The organism is Microbulbifer mixtoriginis (SeqCode), assembly GCF_052466715.1.
The window spans coordinates 1,782,536-1,801,625 of the sequence record NZ_CP174288.1 but is presented as its reverse complement, the minus strand read 5'-3'; the positions used below and the strand labels follow the sequence as shown (position 1 = coordinate 1,801,625).

Below are 19,090 nucleotides of genomic sequence, written 5' to 3'. Positions count from 1 at the left end.
ATGCCGATTCGGTGTATAACGAGTAAGGCAATTTGCGTCTGCACCAGCTATTTTAGCCATGCTTAACACCTAAATAAAAATAATTTATTAACGACACAACATTAATGACTGAGCTGGTTACTTACTTGCAGACAGCTCTCAGTAAAAAAGACGTTAAAATATACACACCTACAGGTGAGAATAAAAATATTCCAATATTTGGTACCGACTACAAAGAAGACTTTAAAATCATACAAAGCATTTAAAATTAAAACTGACAGTTAGAATACAGCTATAGAAGAAGGCGCTTATGTTCACACAAGATTCCCCACTGACGAAGAAAATACTTGTTGGTGCTCATAATTGGGAATGGATACCTATCTTGGTAGCACGTGTGTCATTGGGGTTATTCTTCTCAGTATCTGGGTATAACAAGCTATTTGTACCTGAGAGACATGCAGACCTAATAAATTTAATGAAAGAAATAGGAGTGCCCTTTCATGAACTTATGGCTATATTTTTAGCTTCTGTAGAATTTTTTGGTGGCTTACTATTAATAGCAGGGCTTTTTTCTTCAATTGTTGCGATTATACTAATTATCGTAATGATTGTTGCTATCACCACTGTTGAAATTGAGCATGTCATCCCCAAAGGCATAGGGCCATTGGATTGGCTAAGCTGGTTTATTTACCTACCCCAGGTTTTATATATTATTTTATTTGTATGGTTAATAACTACAGGTCCTGGTCGATTTAGCTTTGATTACCTAATCGCTGATAAGCTAGGCATAAATAACCACAATTAAAGAAGTTGGACTGCTGTCATAGTTAGTACAGTTATTTCTTCAATCTTAATCCGAATCTGGCAACCCTATTGAAAATATATACCCCTAGACACCTACAAAACAGAAGTACAATTCATCTAGACTAACAGCTAAAAAGAATACTTAGAAAAATTAAAAATCAACCAGCCAACTTTACATCCTTTAATATGAAATTCGAGCACCCTGAATAAATTGAAGAGACCCCCAAGCTTTAAAAGCCTATTGCCCACCTTCCCCACTAAAAGCCCGTCACCTACTCCGCCGCCAGGCACCAGGCACCAGGCACCAGGCATCGCTCACAATGCTTCCCGATCGGGAAATCCCCAGAATTGATTTTCAGTAAAGATAAATAGGTTGAATTTGATTAGACTGCAAGATGCATCAAGCCTGAATTGTCGAACTAACTTGCTAAGTAATACACAGCTATAGCTACTATCTGTCTTTTTTATTTATCATTACCAGCTACAGTGCCTGAAAAATTATTGTAGTACTTAAACTCAAGTAAATTGCCCGCCGGATCTTTAACTACAAATTTACCAGCTTCATCTTCAGAGTCCTTGCCTCTCACTAGTGGTTCCAGTACAAATGGAATCGAACTGTCTTTGAGTAAAGCTAATACTTCACTCCACTGTTTTTTCTCAAGTAATGGGCCAAAGTGATCTATAGGCTTGGCTACCATTCCATCCTTTTCTTGATGTATAGTAATCTGATGCTCATAGAATATTACATCAATCCATTCTCCTGTATCTCGGCCTACAGTACAGCCAAGTAGATTTACGTAGAACTCCCTTGCCTTTTCTAAGTCTGGAACAACGAACGATAGATGAAACGGCTTGATATCTAGCACTCCTTTCACAAAGATACAGTCGAAGTAACCATTGGCTACCCACCAGCAGAGTATAAACTACCAAGGCTATTGACTGAAGAAGAAAGTTAAACGAAGCATGAAGAACCAGCTAGCCAAGTTGGTTCGAGATAAAAGAGTAAAATATATTCATTCCTCTGGAAGAAATCCCTAATCACTGCGAACCTAACACCCACCTTTCACAACTCGATACTCTCTACCTTTATGTTCACCATGATGAGACTACAGGCACCATTTATTACCAAGCTTCCCCAGCTTAGAATACTTACCTTGATCTTGAGTGTTAGCAGAAAACGAGCCGGTTAACCCATAGCGCTCAACCGTCCAAAAATAAGAATTATTTACAGTGTCTCAGTTACAGTGCAGGAAGTGAAAAACGATCAAGTGGTTATGGACTTCCAAGCCCTAGACCTCACTCTATCCACCGAGAAGAGATCTACCACCTTAGGCAGTCGAACATCCATTAGCGTCACTAACTCATAAAACTTTCAGCTCGTAGAAAATATCCATCTCTTGACTGTTTGACGATGCAGCATAAGAGATGAAATTACGCCTATAAAATCCATCCGCCCAATCAGAATTCACAATCATGTTTTCCGAACTAAATTCGAATATTTTACTGAGCGCAAGTGGAAAGTGTGCAACATTGCCTAAAACATTGACCAGAAAAATCACTCTGACGTGGATATATAGATTAATTTTAACTGCTTTTAGGCAGCCGATTATGAGATTTAGTCTAAACTAATCCAGATTAAAATGACCCACCTTCACTATCAGATAAGTTGTAGTTGGCAAAGGGCGAGGTAAATCCGCTTAAGCTTGCCATAGCACTCAGGGGATTCAAAATGGAAAATCAGCACACCGTAAAAAGTACCCGATTTTGGCTATGGATTTCGATTCTTATCTTTGCCGCTTCCAACTCTGTTGTTGCGAAAATCGGGGATCTCGGTGCCCATCATCTCATTAATGGAAACAATCCCATCTCTTTTTGCAATCTCTTGTTCGCAGGAAATCTCTTGGCGGGTATCACCCTTTTGATAATCTATAGGAAAGATTGGCGCCTCAGCATCTTAAAACAGTACCCTTTCAAGGACTGGTTTTACATGTTTGTGCTCATCTTGATGTCTGGTGTTCTTGCCCCAGCTTTCTTTTTTATTGCTCTAATGATCACAGAGGTGACTAATGTCGTTTTAATCGCAACTTTAGATGCTCCCTTAGGACTCTTATTTGCTTTTTTAATGTTCCGGGAGAAGCCAACAGGGTTCTCAATAGTGGGTGCCCTTGTGGTAACGGTTGGTGTTATTGCAATTTTTGTGCTACATCAGCCTCCGATGGAAGATCCAATGAGCATGAAAATGCTGAATCTTGGAAATCCAGCAATGAACCAATTCCTAGAAACCCTCCCCAAAGCTGGAGAAATTTTAACCGCTGTAGCAACACTCTTAGGCGTCATTGCCGTTCAGGTCAGTCGGAAACTGCTTGATCGCGTCCCTATTGGCGTCTTTTCAGTTTTCCGCATGCTTGCGGGTGTGATCCTCTTCTCTGTCATTGTCCTCTCTGTATTTGGAGCCAACCACTTTAACGACCTCCTTTCCCCATTCCTCTGGGTGTGGATGCTTGTATATGGAGCGGTCATTATTGTTTTTGGGCAGATCACCTGGTTTAAAGGGCTCCAAGGAGGGGCCAGCTCTGCCGACATCTCTATCGCTACCGCCATCACACCCGTAGCAGGCACTTTCTTCGCGTTCGTTATCCTTCAAGAGATTCCAAACTTTGCTCAAATTATTGGAGGAATTATTATCATGGCCGGAATAGGAATCTCGCTACTCGGTCAATATCGTGAACAAAAATCCGTCGAAATGAAGTATGAAAAGCCATGCTCATTTAAGGGGGTATAAATCAGTATTTTACTAATCACATTTTACATTTAATTTAGAGTTACAGGTTTAAGTTAAATCCACCATTAAAATAACACCTTAAGCTAGATCATTAGCTTACTTCTTCAAAATCAGGGTTCAGAAGCATAGGGAATTTAATTGACGGATGTGCTAATTAAAGGTTATTCAAGTATTTGACTTTCAATTCTTTTTAAATCTGCATGAAAAGCCGCCTCCATCTCTTCAAAAAAATAGTCAGAGGCTTCTTTATCCTTATTTTTAATTTTTTCCATCATTTTTTCCCGCCAAACTTCAACATTTGCTTGAGATCTATATACCCTTTCAAAATATGGCTTAAGAGCATTTATTTTAACTCCAGCAACCAGCATATCTCTTTCAGACCTGGCGTTATGAAACTCCAGGACAGCTTTCCTTATACCTTTATATGCTTTTTTACGCTCTTCTAGCTCTTTCATAAGGAGCTCTTGCCTTACCAATAATTTTGCTTTTTTTATATCATTATCATATGAAGCATTTAAAAGTAAATATTGAGATACACCCGTTAAGAAAGCCCCAGCGAAAGCGGAGAGTAAAATAACTTTCCACTCCATTTTAATTTTCGACATAGATTTAGCCTTAAAATATAATGTTTTAATGAAAAATACTCAGAACAATGAAAAGCCCAACGTAAAACGTAAAACCCATCAACTGACGCAAATTTAAACCTAAAATCTAAATCCATCATAACATATAAACGAGAATCATTTGAAACCAAGGTCTTTTAGTCACCCCAAATTTGCCAGATTAAACTGTAGTTAAAGGCTTCCTTATTAAAGTTTACATGCATCCAAAATGCGTATTTAACTGTATTACTTGTCTAAGCAGGGATATATGGCGATTTTGTAAAAATTATTCTACTCAGACCAGGCTTCATAATTAGATTAAGTACCGAACCGTCGACCCAACGCTTGGATCACATGCTTAAATCTGGAGCCAGCTGAGCCAGAGATACTTTAATCATTCTCTAGCGGAATGCTTGCATATAGATTATTGAGTTAAGATAAGAATTAAACTAATTGTTAGAGGGAGAATCCACGTCCCCTAAATTCCTTCTCATCTACCACAAAGATGATTTATATGGTAATCAAAAATTGATCGATTGTAGGGCTTGTAGAGAATGAACCTAGCTTCAAGCATCGTAATAAAATTACCCTTGTCAAACTTGCCAAAAGCCATGATCAACAGCGCCATTGATATAAATAGCGAATACCCCTTTACCAGGTATCTCTAATGGTGGAACCGCAATCTTTGCCCCTTGAGCTTTAACAAGCTTATGGCTTTTTCTATGTCCTCAACAAGCCAATATGGGCGGACTACGGGTTCTTCCGACTCTCGTAAAGGTCGACGCACACCGACGATACTGCCATCTTTTAAGCTACATGTTCGAGCTCCACCGAGAAGTTCATCGGCATCATCAAATCGGACATTATAAGCAGCTTCGTATGCTGCACATACTTTATCTACATTTAGAGTAACAATTTCTAAATGGTGTATTTTCATAATTCTCAATTGGTAGACTGAATTACAAATTCTTCAGATATGGTTACTGAATATGATGATATTACTCTTTGATTTTTTACAGGGTGATTCCGACATTTCTTTTAATTTATCCAAGCCATTTCAGTTGATTGCCCAAGCGACTTCTGTCGAGCCTTCTACTTTAATTCTACTGTGCGAAACAAAACTACAAGAATCTTCATGAGTTTCTAGGATTACCCCTCCTGTTATTAGAATAGGCATTAAGAATATACCTATCGTAGCAGTGGGAGCATTATCCATAAGAAGCTTTCCCATATTTGATTACACATGAATACGATAAAGAAAGATTAAGTCAACTTTCATATTATCCTTATACCTGATGACGGCAATTTACCCCCTCTCTATCCTCCTTTTAAGAGGGGGTAAAATATTTCTACAACTTGACTGCCTGCTGGGGCTTTACGGCGAGATCATTATAGAAACTCATGACCTGCTTACCATTTTTATCCTGCTCAATAACCATATAGGTCAAAGTATTCTCGAAATAGAAACTATTCTCAGACATTGGAATGATTTCGTATTTTGGACCACCACTTCGTTGAGAATAAAAAATTCCATCTTCCAAAGATAATGTCCTAATGGAATTTTCATCAATCTTATAGCTACCCAGAAGCCCTTTAACTTTACTTTCATCTAATTCAACTGATTTAAACTTCGGAACAGGTATATCAAGAACTTCAGCTGCTAATAACTTACTAATTAAACTTGGGTTACGGCTACTTAGATTACTTAAGACGGCAATGTACAAATCTTCAGATGGAATATAAAATGCATCAGTAGCAAAACCTGGTATACCACCACTGTGTGCTACCATGTCATATTCATTAATTTTTCCGATACCCAACCCATAGCCATAATTTGACATAGAATCATCATTCAACTTGAACGGTTCAATCATTTTCTGATAACTTTCTTTGGAAAGTACCTCGCCATCTCGTAAAGCTCTGAACCATATATCCAGATCTGTCACAGTAGATAAAAGTGCTCCAGCAGCATGAGGCCACATCATATCGATATACGTAGCATTAACTACGCCATCAGGTGATGTATCATAACCATTAGCCCTATTTGGGATAACTTTGGAACCACCATAGTAGCTAGATTTCATGCCGACTTTCTTAAAAATATTTTCATCGATAAAATCAGCATATGATTGCCCACTAGCAACCTCAATAATTTTTCCCAAAAGAACATAACCCGTATTCGAATAACGCATCTGCTCGCCTGGCTTAAATTTCATCGGGTGCTTGGCAAATCGAATTAGCATATCGTCAATGGTTGTCGGCAACTGTATTTCTTTAGCAAAAATCTCCTCATCTTCAGTGTAATTAGCAATACCAGAAGTGTGAGTTAAAAGATGCTCAATGGTTACATCACTCCCTTCAGTTGGAAAATCAGGTGCATATTTATGAATATTATCCGTTAGTGAAAGCTTACCTTGTTCCTGCAACATCATTATTGCTGCTGCAGTAAACTGTTTAGTGATAGAACCCAAGCGAAATACACTATTAGCTGTCAAAGGTATATTGTGCTCTAGATTTGCGAGGCCATAAGCCCCCTGGAAAATCACCTTTCCTTTTTTACTGACAATAACCGCGACGCCAGGCTCACCTATTTTAACGTTTTCCACCAAAATTTCTTTGTAACGCCTCTGTCTATCTTCTATCACATCAGCAAAAGACACATTTAAATTCAACATCAGCAGAAATATGCCAAGTATTAATCTTTTCATTTTACCCCTATCCTTTTGTAACGAAGTTGTACAAAGAAGCTTCTCAAAAATCGAATATAACATTGATTTTAATTTTTATTAAAAGATTATTCCAATTTTCACTTTAAGTAACTGCTATCCTTACAGTTTACTTAATCAAAACTATCAACTTAAGAAGAGCAGTTTTCCGAATCAATATCTGATAGGGCGAGACGCTGAGTAGTCCGGGTTTACTCTGAAGTAAAATTGATACCATGGTCTTACTTGCCATCTTCTAGGTGAGATTTTTGTACTAGATATATTGAGCTGTTCTGCTGTAGTGGGGATAACCATTCATGGCCAAGCAAGCTCCGTAGTCCAATTAAACTTGCAAGATTTTCTTTGCTACTCTTTTCCATTTAAGTACATCTACCGTCTAAAAGACCACCACACTCCTCCAGTAACCCCCCTCATCGCAGAGCCCACTTACAGCTTTGTCATTAGTGGGAAGTTAAGATTTTAATACTAACCCTCAGAACCAGTGACATCCAAAAAATTAAAACATACGTCTCACCTACAATACTAGGTGCTAAAAATTGCTGATTAGAGACAGGTGTCCTCAACCAAAGTAGCCCTATGAATTATTATGTGACCGCTCTTCTAATAAAGTTAGAAAAGCTCATCACGGTACTCCATTTACTTTTTATAACAACCTTGCCTTATCAGTTAGAAACTGCAATTCTCATACTTACACTACTATTACCTGACAGTCCCGTGAATTGTTTTATTGCAAACAATATCATCACTTACGTTACTTCTTCTAGGCTTAAGCCCAAAGAGTCTACGAGTTACATTGAATGGATATACAACTAACAAGCATATAGCTGTAGTTATCAAAAAAGAACCAACAGCTAGTACCATAGCTTTATACGTCAAAGACATTGACAAGCTAATTACAAAGTAACCAAGCACAACGATGACCGTTTGGTGAAAAATGTAAAATGGATATATCAATTCATTACTAAATTTTAGCCATTTAGGGGTGCTTGCTAGGTGGCGCTGAGCATAACCTAACAGGGTCAATAACGCTGACCAGGCGACTAAACAACCTACAAACCACCAAATTGACCAACGAGCTTGCAACGACAAATACTCGCTTAAGTCCGGAGAATAGTAATAAGCATATAAAATTAATGAGCTGACCAGTAACCACACAAAGTTTACCTTCCGATACTTCTTTAATGATGCCCAAATCTTCCGAGATTGTATGAAAAACATACCGACACAAAAGAAATAAAGATAAAACAAAGTGGAAGACAGATTGCCTATGCCATGACCATTATCAGGAAAATATAATTTCAGCCCCACTCTGATTACAATCAATACCAAAACTAATCTAAATAGACCACTTGATGTATCCGACAAACACTCTACAAACCCTTTAAATGAATTTGACCATTGTGACCTTAGAAAAAAATAAAACGGTACTGCAAGCAAAGAAAAGAAGACCAGGTACTCAATAAACCATAGATGGTTTGAATCAAACTTAAGAGCAAGCTGAGGAAGGGCCTGCAAAAATGAGTCATATTGGCCAATATCCTCAATATAATTCTGAGGCGGCACAACAATTAACACCCCTACAAGTAAAGGAATAAAAAATCTGAAAAATTTATCTCGTAAAAACTGAGATGGATAGACTTTGCGGAGCAACAATACACTTCCTACACCAGCAATAAAAAATAGTGTTGGCAGCCTGAATTGCTCAAAATATACCATAACATCATCAAGCAGCTTGCTAGACTCCGCATTCATGATATGCCATTTATCCCCATTAAACGGCATTAATGCATGATGTAGGAATACTGCCAAAATCAATATAACTCTTAACCAATCTAGCTCGGAAACCCTGACGTTATTCATACAGCTCTTTCCATGATACTCTAAACTTTAATAGCATAGGCTTTACCTTCATTCCCTTTTGGTAGCACTAAGAATAATTTTAGTAGAATTAAGCTTTAACAAAAGCTGCCATTAGCCCACTATGCATTTCTCTTCTTTTCATGACACTTCCTATCAAACTCTATCAATTGATAGTTATAGCTCTATGAAATATCACACCAAAAGCAGACATCCTAAAGTTAAAAATCACCCACCTCATTGAAATATCCTATTCAAAAAAACATATTTTGTTCCCATCTAAATCTCTTACATATGCGGCAAATTTCAAGCCCCGCTGAGCTGGTTTACCCGCACAGGTGCCACCCAATTCAACCGCTTTATCATATAGTCTTACCACCTCTTTCTTTGCTTCAGCATTAAATCCAATCATTGTTCCATTTCCATTCGTAGCTTCTTCCCCATCAAAGGGCTCTGCCACCGAAAATGTAAACTCTTTGTACCGCCAAAAAGTCATCCTTTCATTAGAGAATAGTTGTTCAAATCCCGTATCTTCAAAAAGTGAATTGTAAAACCTTATTGATGCCTCCAGATCATTACTACCGAGAACCACATAGTTCATCTTCATATCATGACTCCATAAATGTGGCCAACAATATTAAACACTCAACATAAGAATACATAGATTCTTCACCACAGAGAGGCTGGTTACAAAATATCTACCCACCATGAATTAACCGTCCTTCTCATAATATACCCACAGACAGAAAAAGCCGACCACTGTGCCGACAGGGAAATTGAGTAAGCAGAATATTGAATAAGGGATAGCTATTTTGTATGCCCCTCTATCCTCTTGAATCAGCTTTATACCTGCTGCCAGACCAATAGAATTGATAGACATCAATAACACCAAAAGAACTATGAATGCCCACGATAACAACTCAGGAAATTCACTAAAAAAGAAAAAATAGAAAACAACAAAACCAAAAATATATATTATAAGTGATAGAAAAGCATATATTGATAACACCCAACCAGCCAACTTTTCTTTGCTGCACATTACAATCTTCCCTTGGTGCCCAGCACCTTATTTATAATCTTTCTTTAATACGAGTATCATTTCACCCTCACACCCGATGCAAGTTATATTTCAACTCACTATCGAATCTAAAGATTACGGCGCCAATTAAAAATGAGTTCAAATCCCAACCAAAAATAAACCCAAAACTTCTATGTCTTGAGTAAGGTTCACAGTAATTCGGCTATCAAGGCTTAAGACTACTCAAAACAATCAAGTCGACAATAACCCCTTGATCTGTTAGCTTCGGTTTCCACATCCTACAAAAGCAGATCAAGCAGTAGGTAATCACTGGCTTCTGCCAACACGTGCATTATTTTTCTCGGTAACCATATCAGGATTTAAGGAAAGAGATATATCAATTGGCTGTTAATTTCTAATCTTGGAGCTTCTTAATAAAGTGACGTCAATTTTGAATGCTTCTTATTAGAAAAAACGTACCATTTTAATCAGAGAAATCTCGAATAATCTATCCACTAGTGACACTCCGCTGTAACCGCATAAGGCCTTCAATAGCAATACTCTCAAAGCATAAATCTAATTCGGAGAAGATATCCCAACGTTCCACATCTAAGATATGTGATATTCGGTCTATTATTTGGAGCTCAAGCTCCTCTACGCGCTTACCTTTCCACAACTTGTCTGAGAGCGCTATCGCTAGCTCTTCTATCGTACATTCCATATCACTCCAACGGGCATGAGAAAGACAGCATCGAGCGATTGCTGGTGTAAAACCTTTTGATAGTAATATCCTTTCACCTTCAGGTTCATGCTGTGATCCTGGGCCATACATTTCATTGGTATGTATAATTTTCCCAATATCATGTATCACTACACCAACACGGACAAAGTCCGGATCGAAATTCACTTTCATTTCGATAAACTTTTTAATCAGGAGATCGGCCGCCTCACCAACTAATGTAACGTGATTAATGAGATGCTGGGGCGCATCCAGATTGTCCAATAGTTGAAATGCTTCTTCTCTAGTTCTCAGAACCTAGCCCTCTAGTTGTTACGAGCGTGCCTTTACTTAGTGGGGATGCCTCCCCTTCATTTACCTGCTGCCTGCTGCCTGCTATCTATGGTCCGTGCTGAAGCCACCTTCTAGGTGAGGAACACAGTCTCTGGCCCCTCCAGCTAATATTATTACAATAACAATCGTTTTCGATAATGACATCACACTGATCCGGTAGCTCCAGGGGATTCCGGATACGCGAGACCATTGAGGCATGGTTGTAATGGGGAGGGCAAGATAGGTCACTACATGACCACACTGGCGGTATCTGGTTAAACGGGAGTTATCGACTACTCCAAACCATTAACCCAAGAACTCCATGATTGTGTTTTTATGGAGTAACCCCGAATCCGGCTCAGCAACGGCTTATTTGTGTACACTGATCAAGGAAATGGGAGCAAACGTTTGAATCAGGCGCTATATACGGGGTGTTTGCTCAACTTGTTATACCCCATTGCGCATAGGCTCGCCATTGGCCCAGGGCTTCAATGCCCCATAGACAAAACTGTTAACCGGTGTTGCTACCTTCAGCTGCCTCCCTCTTTGTACAACAGCACCATTTAGAGACTCAAGCTCTAGGCGCCTTCCAGATGCTATGTCGAAGTACATCGAACCAAGAGTCTTATTGAGTACTCCAGGAGGCAACTCCTTCTCCATATGCCTAATTGTACGCTCAACCGTATCCTCCGAAAGCTCTATTCCACTTCGCCGTGCTAAGGAATAAACCTCACACATAATGTCAACAAATAACTCGCGAGAGGCATGGCAGGTTAGAAGCGTACCCACAGGCAATCGTGTGAGTGCTGTCATTCCATTCACCGCACAGATGAACAGGAACTTCTCCCAAATAGCCCGAGTGATATCATCACTGACATCAGCGACAACCCCAGCTTGTAGAAATGTATCTTTAAGCACTTGGGTGCGCTTTGAGCCAGTTGCATTTGGATCACCAAAGACAAGTGGGCCGGGATATCTGTGCCGCACAACTCCAGGCTCTTCGATCGCCACATTAGTCCATGAGATACCGCCCAGAATAGCTTTTCGCCCAAAGGCTTCGTTCAGGGAATCCAAGGAGTCGACACCATTCTGCAGGGTAAGCACCTTTGTGTCTTCACCTACAGCACGGGCGATAAGCTTTATGGCTGCTTCGGCATCGTAGGTCTTAACGCAGAATAGGATTAGATCCACTCCCCCCACCGAAGTCGTAGTCTCCGCAGCATCAACCTGGATAGTAAAGGGCTCTTCTTCAAGTGGCAGCACCGTTAAACCACGCTCTTTAAGTGCCTTCAGCTGCCTCCCTCGAGCAATAAAAAGCACTTTGTGTCCTGCCCTCGCCAGGTGGCCGCCAAAGTAGCTTCCGAGGGCTCCGGCGCCCATAACAATAATATTCATCTCGTTCTTTTCCCCGCGCTTCAAATGGTCTTTTAACCATATCGACTTGCTAAGAATAGCAATCAAAAGGGCTTTGCAAGCAACGCCTAACTATTACTTTAGCTTTTGCATTAAGACCTGGAGAAAAAAATCTACTCGACTATTGCTGTTAGGACAAAAGAACCATGTTATGAGCCCAACCAGGTGTGTTTCTCGTAAAGAGATAGATAGCCATCCCCCAGCCTTTGAATACTGGTAGTAGTGTAGATTCTTTAAAGATAAGGGATACTTTATATAAAAAAGAATTTTCTGATAGCCAGATACTAATAAATTGCCGACTAGGTTGCTACCCCAGACAGCCAAGTCATTGCGTATGACGAACGGAGCTGGCCCAAAGCAGAGAAACACTTAGGGCCTATTCACCTAAAAGACCAAAAAAAATTCTGAAAATCAGATGAGTATAAGCTGTGCGCTTTCTATGATCCCCCAAAATAAAATACTTTATAGGGATTGATAACATTTGATTTTTGTCACTAACAGCTTTTGGGTTTTATCGACTGAAGTTCTCTCCATACAGGGTGAGAGGAATTCTGTGGAGAAACAATAAAGTACCACCGAAGCTCGCTCGTTTTTTTACAGTTAACTTGATCCCCTTTAAAGTAGAGGGTCTGTTCTTTTTTAGTTACAAATGGCTCAATCCACTTTATCTGGCCAGTATACTTGCGATCAACCCACTCCATTGTAATAGCAGGCTCATACTCTTTGCCTTCAGTGACAGCTTTGTACAATCCCCTATAGTAGGCGGCTATAAAATCCTGGATTTCGAACTGTCCAAAAACTTGATTCTTCACTGGCTTGTGGGTCCAAGAAAAAGCATAACTAAAAAAATCTTCTTTTTCTTGTTTATACATGCCAGGCAGAAACACAAGCTCTTCAATACCATTCAAGGTGATATCTGAGGCAAATTCGATAGGAAAAGGAATTACTTCAGTCTTTGAATCTTTTGGAAATTCTGAGTAAGTGCTAAGCTCTTCAGCAAAAAGCAAAGGTGAAAAGAGAAGCGTAACACAAACAACCAGTCGAGATAGAACATCATCAAACTTTATATATTTAACCATTGAATCTCACCTTCCTTTAATTCCATACGGTAGCAAAAACACGCAACCAGTTTTTACCAATTATTTTTTCTACCACTCGATCAGGAATTCCTTTTTTGCTCAACTTGTAGGCAACAAGCTCCATCCGTCTCTCGGAGTTTAATTCCGGAATAAACGGTGGACGATTTGGTGTTTCGCCGGGCGCCGAAATTCCAGCCGCAATACGACGCTCAACTTCCTTACGAATACTTTCTCGATACTCAGGACCATCATTGACCGGCACTACGCCTTGGTCACTACCTATGGCAACATGATCTTCACCGCATACTTTATAGGCATGCAGTATATGTTCTATTACCACATCGGCCTTTATTTCATGCTCGCCACCTTCCAAAAATGGCATTAAGTAGATTCCAACCAAGCCACCGGTGTCTGCAGCAGCTTTTAATTCTGTATCGTCATTATTTCTAGGGTGGTCGTAAATTGCGTTGCAGCCAGTATGAGAGATCACAACCGGTCTTTTTGATTGACGGATAGCACTGGAAACTGTCTTCTTTCCTGAATGCGAGAGGTCGATCAGAACTTTCTCCGCCTCCATTATTTCTATGGCTTGCTTGCCAAGGGAAGTTATCCCTGAATCCTCCTTAACGAGACCGCCGCTGCCAAGGATAGAAGGACCATTATAGGATACCTGCATTATCTTAACGCCCATTTTGGCGAATTCTGAAATACCTGAAAGTGACTCATCAAACATTTCAGTTGATTGGAATCCCATTATGATACCGAGCTTACTCTCCTGCTTCGCTTTCAGGATATCTGATGCGGATTGAATTAAGCTCAAGTAGTTTGAGTTCTGCTCGATGATGGACTTGGCTTTTTCAACCTTCTTTAAAGTCTCGGAATAGTCATCACCTGGATAGGGAACTGTCATATTCAAGGCACTAATACCCGAGCTCTTGAATATTCCCAGAGCTTCTTCAGAGACTGGCTCCCTGAGCGAGAATGCTACGCTGAGACCATCAATTACAATCGATGAACCGTATGAATTCCACGTTGATTTTCCTGCATTACCCCCAGAAAAAGCATTTAATATACCCGAGTTAATAGCCAAATATGAACCAACGCCACCTGATACTAGAGATTTAATTAGTGCTCTTCTATTTATATCGCTCATAAGATCCCCACTCCAGAATTAATCAGTGCTTCGTGAAGCAATACATTCCACTTCAGCTTTGGCATCAAGTGCCAGGCCGCTCGCTGCAAAAGCACTCCTCGCTGGTTTTTTCCCACTGAAGTACTGGATGTAGACGTTGTTCGCCGCTGGCCAATCATCAATATCAGCGAGCATCAAAGTACACTTAACTACATCGTCAAAGCCCAGGTTTTTGCTCTCAAGAACTTGGCCAATATTCTTCATTGTTTGATGCATCTGAGCTTCCAGACTTTCACCTGCCAAGGTTAAAGTTGAAGGATGATTACCGATTTGCCCGGATAACCAAATGGTTCCATTCATTTCACGTGAAGAAGAGAAAGGCAACTGTGGGTCGTCACCAATAAAAATAAAACGACCGTTCTTTACTACATGAGCTATCGCCTGGCTATTTTCAATATTTGTTTCGGGACTTTCTGAAAGCACAACCATGTTTGCTTTCTTTCCCTCTTCAATACTACCGACAGAACCTTCTATCCCTATCACTTTCGCAGCATTTAAAGTTGCAGCTTGAATTGCCTCGAGAGGTGTCATGCCGATTTCATCTACGAGCAGCTTTAGCTCATGATGAATCATCGGTGTAGTGTCATTTTCAAGGTCACTAAATGCATCCGTGCCAGCAGCAATGGTAATGCCGCTTTGATAGGCAAATTGTGTCATTTGTGTACTGAGCTGATCAAGCTGCCTGTATTTTTCGTTTAAGTCATTTCTTCTTTCAAATACTGTAAGCGTCGCATCTAATATTGTCCCTTTCTCTTTCATCGCGTCAAAAAGATCTAAATAGCTATCTTTTTGTAGCATTTTTTCCCAAGTTGAATCATCGAATTCGGCAGTTTTCCTGCGCCACGCCTTGAAGTTATCAACTAACTGAGCGGACATATCAGAGGCATGTGAAATAGTCTCAACACCAGCATTGACAATATCCAAAGGTTTGGAGGGGCCAATATAAGCATGCGACCAGACTTTTAAACCATGTCTTTTGGCTGCATTTGCAAGCAATGGCACTGTCTCGGCCTCAACATCTGCATATATCTTGATGCCTGTTGCACCAGCGCCTATGGCCTGGAGCATTACTGCGTCCATATCTGAATTATGATCTACCGCTCTCATCCATGTTGTGTGGCCTGGTGTACGCCCTTTAGCTGAGGCAATGGTTCTCGGATCCGAGAAGAAGGATTCCCCACCAATAATGACTGAAAAGTAGATGTCTGGCGAAGCGATGGCGTCGACTTCTGCTTGACGTCTTAAGTAGGCCAAGGCTCGCGCATCACCGCCCATATCTCTCACAGAAGTGACACCACCACGAAGCAGGTATCGAAGTCGCTCAGTAGTGATTGACAATTTATCCCAGCTATCCGGATCTGTTGCATGGTGGACATGCGCATCTATCAGGCCGGGGATCACAAACTTCCCTTTTAAATCGACAACACTGGCCCCCCTCACTTTGGAGAGCTTATTCGTTGAGGAAATTCTCTTGATCTTATCGCCTTCAATAAGAATCGACTGTCTTTCATCAATTTTGAGTGATTTAACGTCCACTATATTGGCGTTAATGAGCAAGACTTGCTCTAGCTTACTTTCCTCTGCGAATACAACGCCGTTGGTAGCAATGTATAGAGCCACTAGAATAAAAATTTGTTTTATTTTCATGTACTTATCTAAAAGAAGACTGTCGGGAATTTTAACCTAATAGCAAAATTTTGCGTCATTTGGGATGCACTTTAAATATCATTTAAATTTATAGTGTATAAACTATTGGTTTATTATACTTATCGGTATACTCCAGTTTACGCCCACCGTAAGAAGAGAAGAAGACTAGCCATCAGGGGAGTCAATGAACAAGTTACACGCCCTTGAGGCATACTGTTTGGTATGCGAAAAACAAAACTTTGCAGCTGCTGCTCGCGAACTCGGCATTTCCGCAGCAATGGTTGGTAAGTACATTAAGCAGTTAGAAGAGGAACTGGGCTGCCTGTTGGTGATGCGCAATACACGCAAAGTATCAATAACCGAAGCGGGCGATGATTACTACAAGCAAATTTCACCAATACTAAAAAAACTCCACTCCGTCGACCAGGCGATGTCAGAATATAATCAAGAGCCCAGAGGCAGGCTATCGATATCGACCAGCATAGAGCTAGGCAGTCAATATTTTTCAGGATTGATTGCCAATTACCGCAGGCTATACCCTCAGGTATTCCTGGATTTTCACCTCAGCAATGACCCACTCGATTTACTCGACAATAAAATCGATCTCGTTTTTAGAATCGCACCAGAATTACCCGACTCTAGCTATATCGTCCAATCTATCGCGAAAACTAAGCTAGCACTCTGGGCAAGTGATTCTTACATTGAGAAGAATGGGCTCCCTGAAAACATGGATTCATTAAAGAAGCATCAATTACTTTTCTTTAACCACAGCATACGAGGGGATCACTGGCTATTTCAAGACAAAGAAGAGATAAAAAAAATCAAACTCCCCTGGGCCTGGCAATCTAACAATGGGAGGCTATTGAATGAGGCAGCGGCTGAAGGACAAGGAGTAATCCAAGCGCCTTTTTACTCTGTCAAATCTTATGTCGACTCTGGCCAACTCACTGAGATTTTACCTAAATTCACAATAAAGCCACTGACTATTTTTGCGCTCTACCCTCATCGCTGCGAGCTTTCCTTGAAGGTTAAAACCTTTATCGATGTGGCTAAGAGCTATTTTGAGCAACATCATTCCGAGCAGTTCTGATTTAATGGATGTATTTAAACGCACTTTCTCAAACCTAGGCCCTGGAATTATTTGGGCCGCAAGCAGTATTGGCGTGTCTCATATCGTGCAGTCAACACGCGCAGGAGCAGATTACGCTTTCGCTTTGATTGGTTTTATTTTCCTAGCTCATTTAGTCAAATACCCTTTTTTCAAAATCGGTCCAGAGTATGCAGCTGTCACCGGCGAGAGTTTATTGGAAGGCTATAAAAAACACAGTCGAGTGGGTTTTTATAGTTATATGGCTCTTACATTTCTAACAATGTTCTTTGTTCAAGCTGCAGTTACGATTGTCACAGCTGCTTTAGCGCTCAATTTATTTGGCGATATCCTAAATGTTTCAGAGTGGTCTGCCATCATTCTGGTCATTACCTGTGCAATCTTGATTGCTGGCCAATTTAAATGGCTGAATGAAAGCTTAAAGTGGATGGTCCTCATACTGGCTATTGCCAGCTTGATCACACTCATTGCTGCAATAAGTCAATATGGGCTCCTTCCCTCTAAATCCCATTTAACCGCCGATATAGCACCAGCTGTGAGCATCGCATTTGTTGTCGCCTTAGTCGGCTGGATGCCAACTTCGATTGAAGTTTCTGTTTGGCACTCTATTTGGTCGGAGCGAAGGATAAAGGAAAAACCAGATAGAGGGTATGCCAGGAAATCTCTCGTATTTGACTTTAAGGTTGGCTATTTCACCAGTTTGTTATTAGCGATTGTATTTGTATGGTTAGGTGCACTAGTAATGTTTGGGAAAGATATTGAATTATCCCAATCTGCAGGCATATTTGCTGGTCAGCTAATCAATATTTATACCGAATCCCTTGGTGACTGGAGCCATTTAACAATCAGCATTATCTGTTTTGTCGCGCTTTTCTCAACCACCTTTGCAGTCTCCGATGGCTTTCCTCAAGTTTGGCGAAGTGCCTTGAGATCATCGAATAGTATCAAGATTCCAGAAAATAGAGTCTACGTATCCACCCTTATTACACTAAGCCTTATAAGCTGGTTTATTATCTCCCTATTTGCTGATCAGTTAAAAAACCTTATCGACTTTGTAACCACTTTATCTTTCGTTTGTGCTCCAATCTTTGCTTTACTCAACATTCTTGTTATGAACGGGAAATGGGTACCAAGAGAGTATCACTTAAAAGGGTGGTACTTAGTTTACACTTATGCCTGCCTGTGCTTAATGATAGGTTTTAGCTTTTACTTTATTTATTGGCGTTTCTTGAGTAACTAACGATTTCTTTGCAACGTCAACAGACTTGAAAAGTCTATAAAAGTAAAGCTCAGGGATGAGCGCAATATCTAAGGTCATCTAAGCCTTAGAGATCAATCCCTCTTCATCTTAAGCTTTCCTAGTACTTTGTTGACACAAGTTGCAGTCCGGGGAAATCAGCTCACTTCATGAATACTGCCCCTCATTTTCAGGGGTACTTCTAAACTCTCCTGCACAGTTTATATAAGTCGTTTTAGCTACAGACTAAATTTTTTACCCTGAGTTAAGCCATCTAAGCAGTTGGCATTAGATCTATCAAGGTGGTTACTTGGAATGCTATTCCTACCTCTGTAAAACTGAACTTCTCACATAATGAGTGGCTCATCATAAGCTAGCTCCTTTCAGCATGAACGACCCCGAAAGGAAGGCCCATTGATCACCTCTTAATCACTGGGTACTCATAGGTAGGCTTGTACTCAACTGATGAAGCTCCAAATCATCACTTCTTCCACGCCAAAACTCTCCTAAGCGACTTCCTCTAAACGCTCCTGAAGTGCCAAACTGTCATAGGAAAAATTCAAATGTACATCCCAAAACCAGCCCAAATATTTGG

16 protein-coding genes are annotated in these 19,090 nt (G+C 40.3%); 4 read left to right on the top strand and 12 right to left on the bottom strand.

The window, feature by feature from the left end; all coding sequences use genetic code 11:
• Window positions 1–289: 289 nt before the first annotated feature.
• On the top strand, window positions 290–784 hold the full coding sequence (locus ACJJH9_RS08055; RefSeq protein WP_444924889.1) for a DoxX family protein: 495 nt from the start codon (window positions 290–292) through the stop codon (window positions 782–784).
• Window positions 785–1,247: 463 nt separating this feature from the next.
• Here the strand turns inward: ACJJH9_RS08055 and ACJJH9_RS08050 are convergent, their stop codons facing one another.
• Window positions 1,248–1,649, bottom strand: a complete 402-nt coding sequence (locus ACJJH9_RS08050) for a VOC family protein (protein ID WP_444924888.1) — start codon at window positions 1,647–1,649, stop codon at window positions 1,248–1,250.
• A gap of 863 nt (window positions 1,650–2,512) precedes the next feature.
• On the opposite strand from ACJJH9_RS08050, the gene ACJJH9_RS08045 reads away from it, so the two are divergent.
• On the top strand, window positions 2,513–3,565 hold the full coding sequence (locus ACJJH9_RS08045) for a DMT family transporter (RefSeq protein ID WP_444924887.1): 1,053 nt from the start codon (window positions 2,513–2,515) through the stop codon (window positions 3,563–3,565).
• Window positions 3,566–3,726: 161 nt separating this feature from the next.
• On the opposite strand, the gene ACJJH9_RS08040 is transcribed toward ACJJH9_RS08045, so the two are convergent.
• From ACJJH9_RS08040 to ACJJH9_RS07990, 11 genes are all read right to left on the bottom strand, one after another.
• Window positions 3,727–4,170 carry a hypothetical protein gene (locus tag ACJJH9_RS08040; protein WP_444924886.1) on the bottom strand — a complete coding sequence of 148 codons (444 nt, stop codon included), beginning with the start codon at window positions 4,168–4,170 and terminating at the stop codon, window positions 3,727–3,729.
• Between the two features lie 661 nt (window positions 4,171–4,831).
• Window positions 4,832–5,104, bottom strand: coding sequence for a VOC family protein (locus ACJJH9_RS08035; RefSeq protein WP_444924885.1), 273 nt, complete (start codon window positions 5,102–5,104; stop codon window positions 4,832–4,834).
• A 412-nt stretch (window positions 5,105–5,516) separates the two neighbouring features.
• Window positions 5,517–6,875 (bottom strand): serine hydrolase domain-containing protein, encoded by a 1,359-nt coding sequence (locus ACJJH9_RS08030; protein WP_444924884.1) that lies wholly within the window; start codon window positions 6,873–6,875, stop codon window positions 5,517–5,519.
• A gap of 717 nt (window positions 6,876–7,592) precedes the next feature.
• Window positions 7,593–8,753, bottom strand: coding sequence for an acyltransferase family protein (locus ACJJH9_RS08025; RefSeq protein ID WP_444924883.1), 1,161 nt, complete (start codon window positions 8,751–8,753; stop codon window positions 7,593–7,595).
• Between the two features lie 247 nt (window positions 8,754–9,000).
• A complete protein-coding gene (locus ACJJH9_RS08020) occupies window positions 9,001–9,357 on the bottom strand; it encodes a VOC family protein (protein ID WP_444924882.1) in 357 nt (118 codons plus the stop codon).
• Between the two features lie 105 nt (window positions 9,358–9,462).
• Complete coding sequence (locus ACJJH9_RS08015) at window positions 9,463–9,789, bottom strand: hypothetical protein (protein WP_444924881.1); 327 nt, start codon at window positions 9,787–9,789, stop codon at window positions 9,463–9,465.
• A 487-nt stretch (window positions 9,790–10,276) separates the two neighbouring features.
• Window positions 10,277–10,771, bottom strand: a complete 495-nt coding sequence (locus ACJJH9_RS08010; RefSeq protein WP_444924880.1) for an HD domain-containing protein — start codon at window positions 10,769–10,771, stop codon at window positions 10,277–10,279.
• 495 nt (window positions 10,772–11,266) lie between these two features.
• A complete protein-coding gene (locus ACJJH9_RS08005; protein ID WP_444924879.1) occupies window positions 11,267–12,214 on the bottom strand; it encodes a 2-dehydropantoate 2-reductase in 948 nt (315 codons plus the stop codon).
• Between the two features lie 512 nt (window positions 12,215–12,726).
• Window positions 12,727–13,311 (bottom strand): hypothetical protein, encoded by a 585-nt coding sequence (locus ACJJH9_RS08000; RefSeq protein WP_444924878.1) that lies wholly within the window; start codon window positions 13,309–13,311, stop codon window positions 12,727–12,729.
• A gap of 16 nt (window positions 13,312–13,327) precedes the next feature.
• Window positions 13,328–14,464 carry a dipeptidase gene (locus ACJJH9_RS07995; protein WP_444924877.1) on the bottom strand — a complete coding sequence of 379 codons (1,137 nt, stop codon included), beginning with the start codon at window positions 14,462–14,464 and terminating at the stop codon, window positions 13,328–13,330.
• Window positions 14,465–14,482: 18 nt separating this feature from the next.
• Window positions 14,483–16,150: an amidohydrolase family protein gene (locus ACJJH9_RS07990; protein WP_444924876.1), complete on the bottom strand. Its 1,668-nt coding sequence runs from the start codon at window positions 16,148–16,150 to the stop codon at window positions 14,483–14,485.
• 184 nt (window positions 16,151–16,334) lie between these two features.
• Between ACJJH9_RS07990 and ACJJH9_RS07985 the strand changes: the two genes are divergently transcribed.
• Both ACJJH9_RS07985 and ACJJH9_RS07980 read left to right on the top strand, forming a co-directional pair.
• The gene (locus tag ACJJH9_RS07985) at window positions 16,335–17,240 is read left to right on the top strand and encodes a LysR family transcriptional regulator (RefSeq protein WP_444924875.1); all 906 of its coding nucleotides are present in this window, start codon (window positions 16,335–16,337) and stop codon (window positions 17,238–17,240) included.
• Window positions 17,212–18,498 (top strand): NRAMP family divalent metal transporter, encoded by a 1,287-nt coding sequence (locus tag ACJJH9_RS07980; protein WP_444924874.1) that lies wholly within the window; start codon window positions 17,212–17,214, stop codon window positions 18,496–18,498. Before ACJJH9_RS07985 ends, ACJJH9_RS07980 begins: the two co-directional genes overlap by 29 nt.
• Window positions 18,499–19,090 lie beyond the last annotated feature (592 nt).

Coding starts and splice junctions, on each gene's coding strand:
- ACJJH9_RS08055 (WP_444924889.1), top strand. CDS start 290: ATGTTCACACAAGATTCCCCACTGACGAAGAAAATACTTGTTGGTGCT.
- ACJJH9_RS08020 (WP_444924882.1), bottom strand. CDS start 9,357: ATGAAGATGAACTATGTGGTTCTCGGTAGTAATGATCTGGAGGCATCA.
- ACJJH9_RS08040 (WP_444924886.1), bottom strand. CDS start 4,170: ATGTCGAAAATTAAAATGGAGTGGAAAGTTATTTTACTCTCCGCTTTC.
- ACJJH9_RS07985 (WP_444924875.1), top strand. CDS start 16,335: ATGAACAAGTTACACGCCCTTGAGGCATACTGTTTGGTATGCGAAAAA.
- ACJJH9_RS08035 (WP_444924885.1), bottom strand. CDS start 5,104: ATGAAAATACACCATTTAGAAATTGTTACTCTAAATGTAGATAAAGTA.
- ACJJH9_RS08045 (WP_444924887.1), top strand. CDS start 2,513: ATGGAAAATCAGCACACCGTAAAAAGTACCCGATTTTGGCTATGGATT.
- ACJJH9_RS07990 (WP_444924876.1), bottom strand. CDS start 16,150: ATGAAAATAAAACAAATTTTTATTCTAGTGGCTCTATACATTGCTACC.
- ACJJH9_RS07995 (WP_444924877.1), bottom strand. CDS start 14,464: ATGAGCGATATAAATAGAAGAGCACTAATTAAATCTCTAGTATCAGGT.
- ACJJH9_RS08000 (WP_444924878.1), bottom strand. CDS start 13,311: ATGGTTAAATATATAAAGTTTGATGATGTTCTATCTCGACTGGTTGTT.
- ACJJH9_RS08030 (WP_444924884.1), bottom strand. CDS start 6,875: ATGAAAAGATTAATACTTGGCATATTTCTGCTGATGTTGAATTTAAAT.
- ACJJH9_RS08005 (WP_444924879.1), bottom strand. CDS start 12,214: ATGAATATTATTGTTATGGGCGCCGGAGCCCTCGGAAGCTACTTTGGC.
- ACJJH9_RS08015 (WP_444924881.1), bottom strand. CDS start 9,789: ATGTGCAGCAAAGAAAAGTTGGCTGGTTGGGTGTTATCAATATATGCT.
- ACJJH9_RS08025 (WP_444924883.1), bottom strand. CDS start 8,753: ATGAATAACGTCAGGGTTTCCGAGCTAGATTGGTTAAGAGTTATATTG.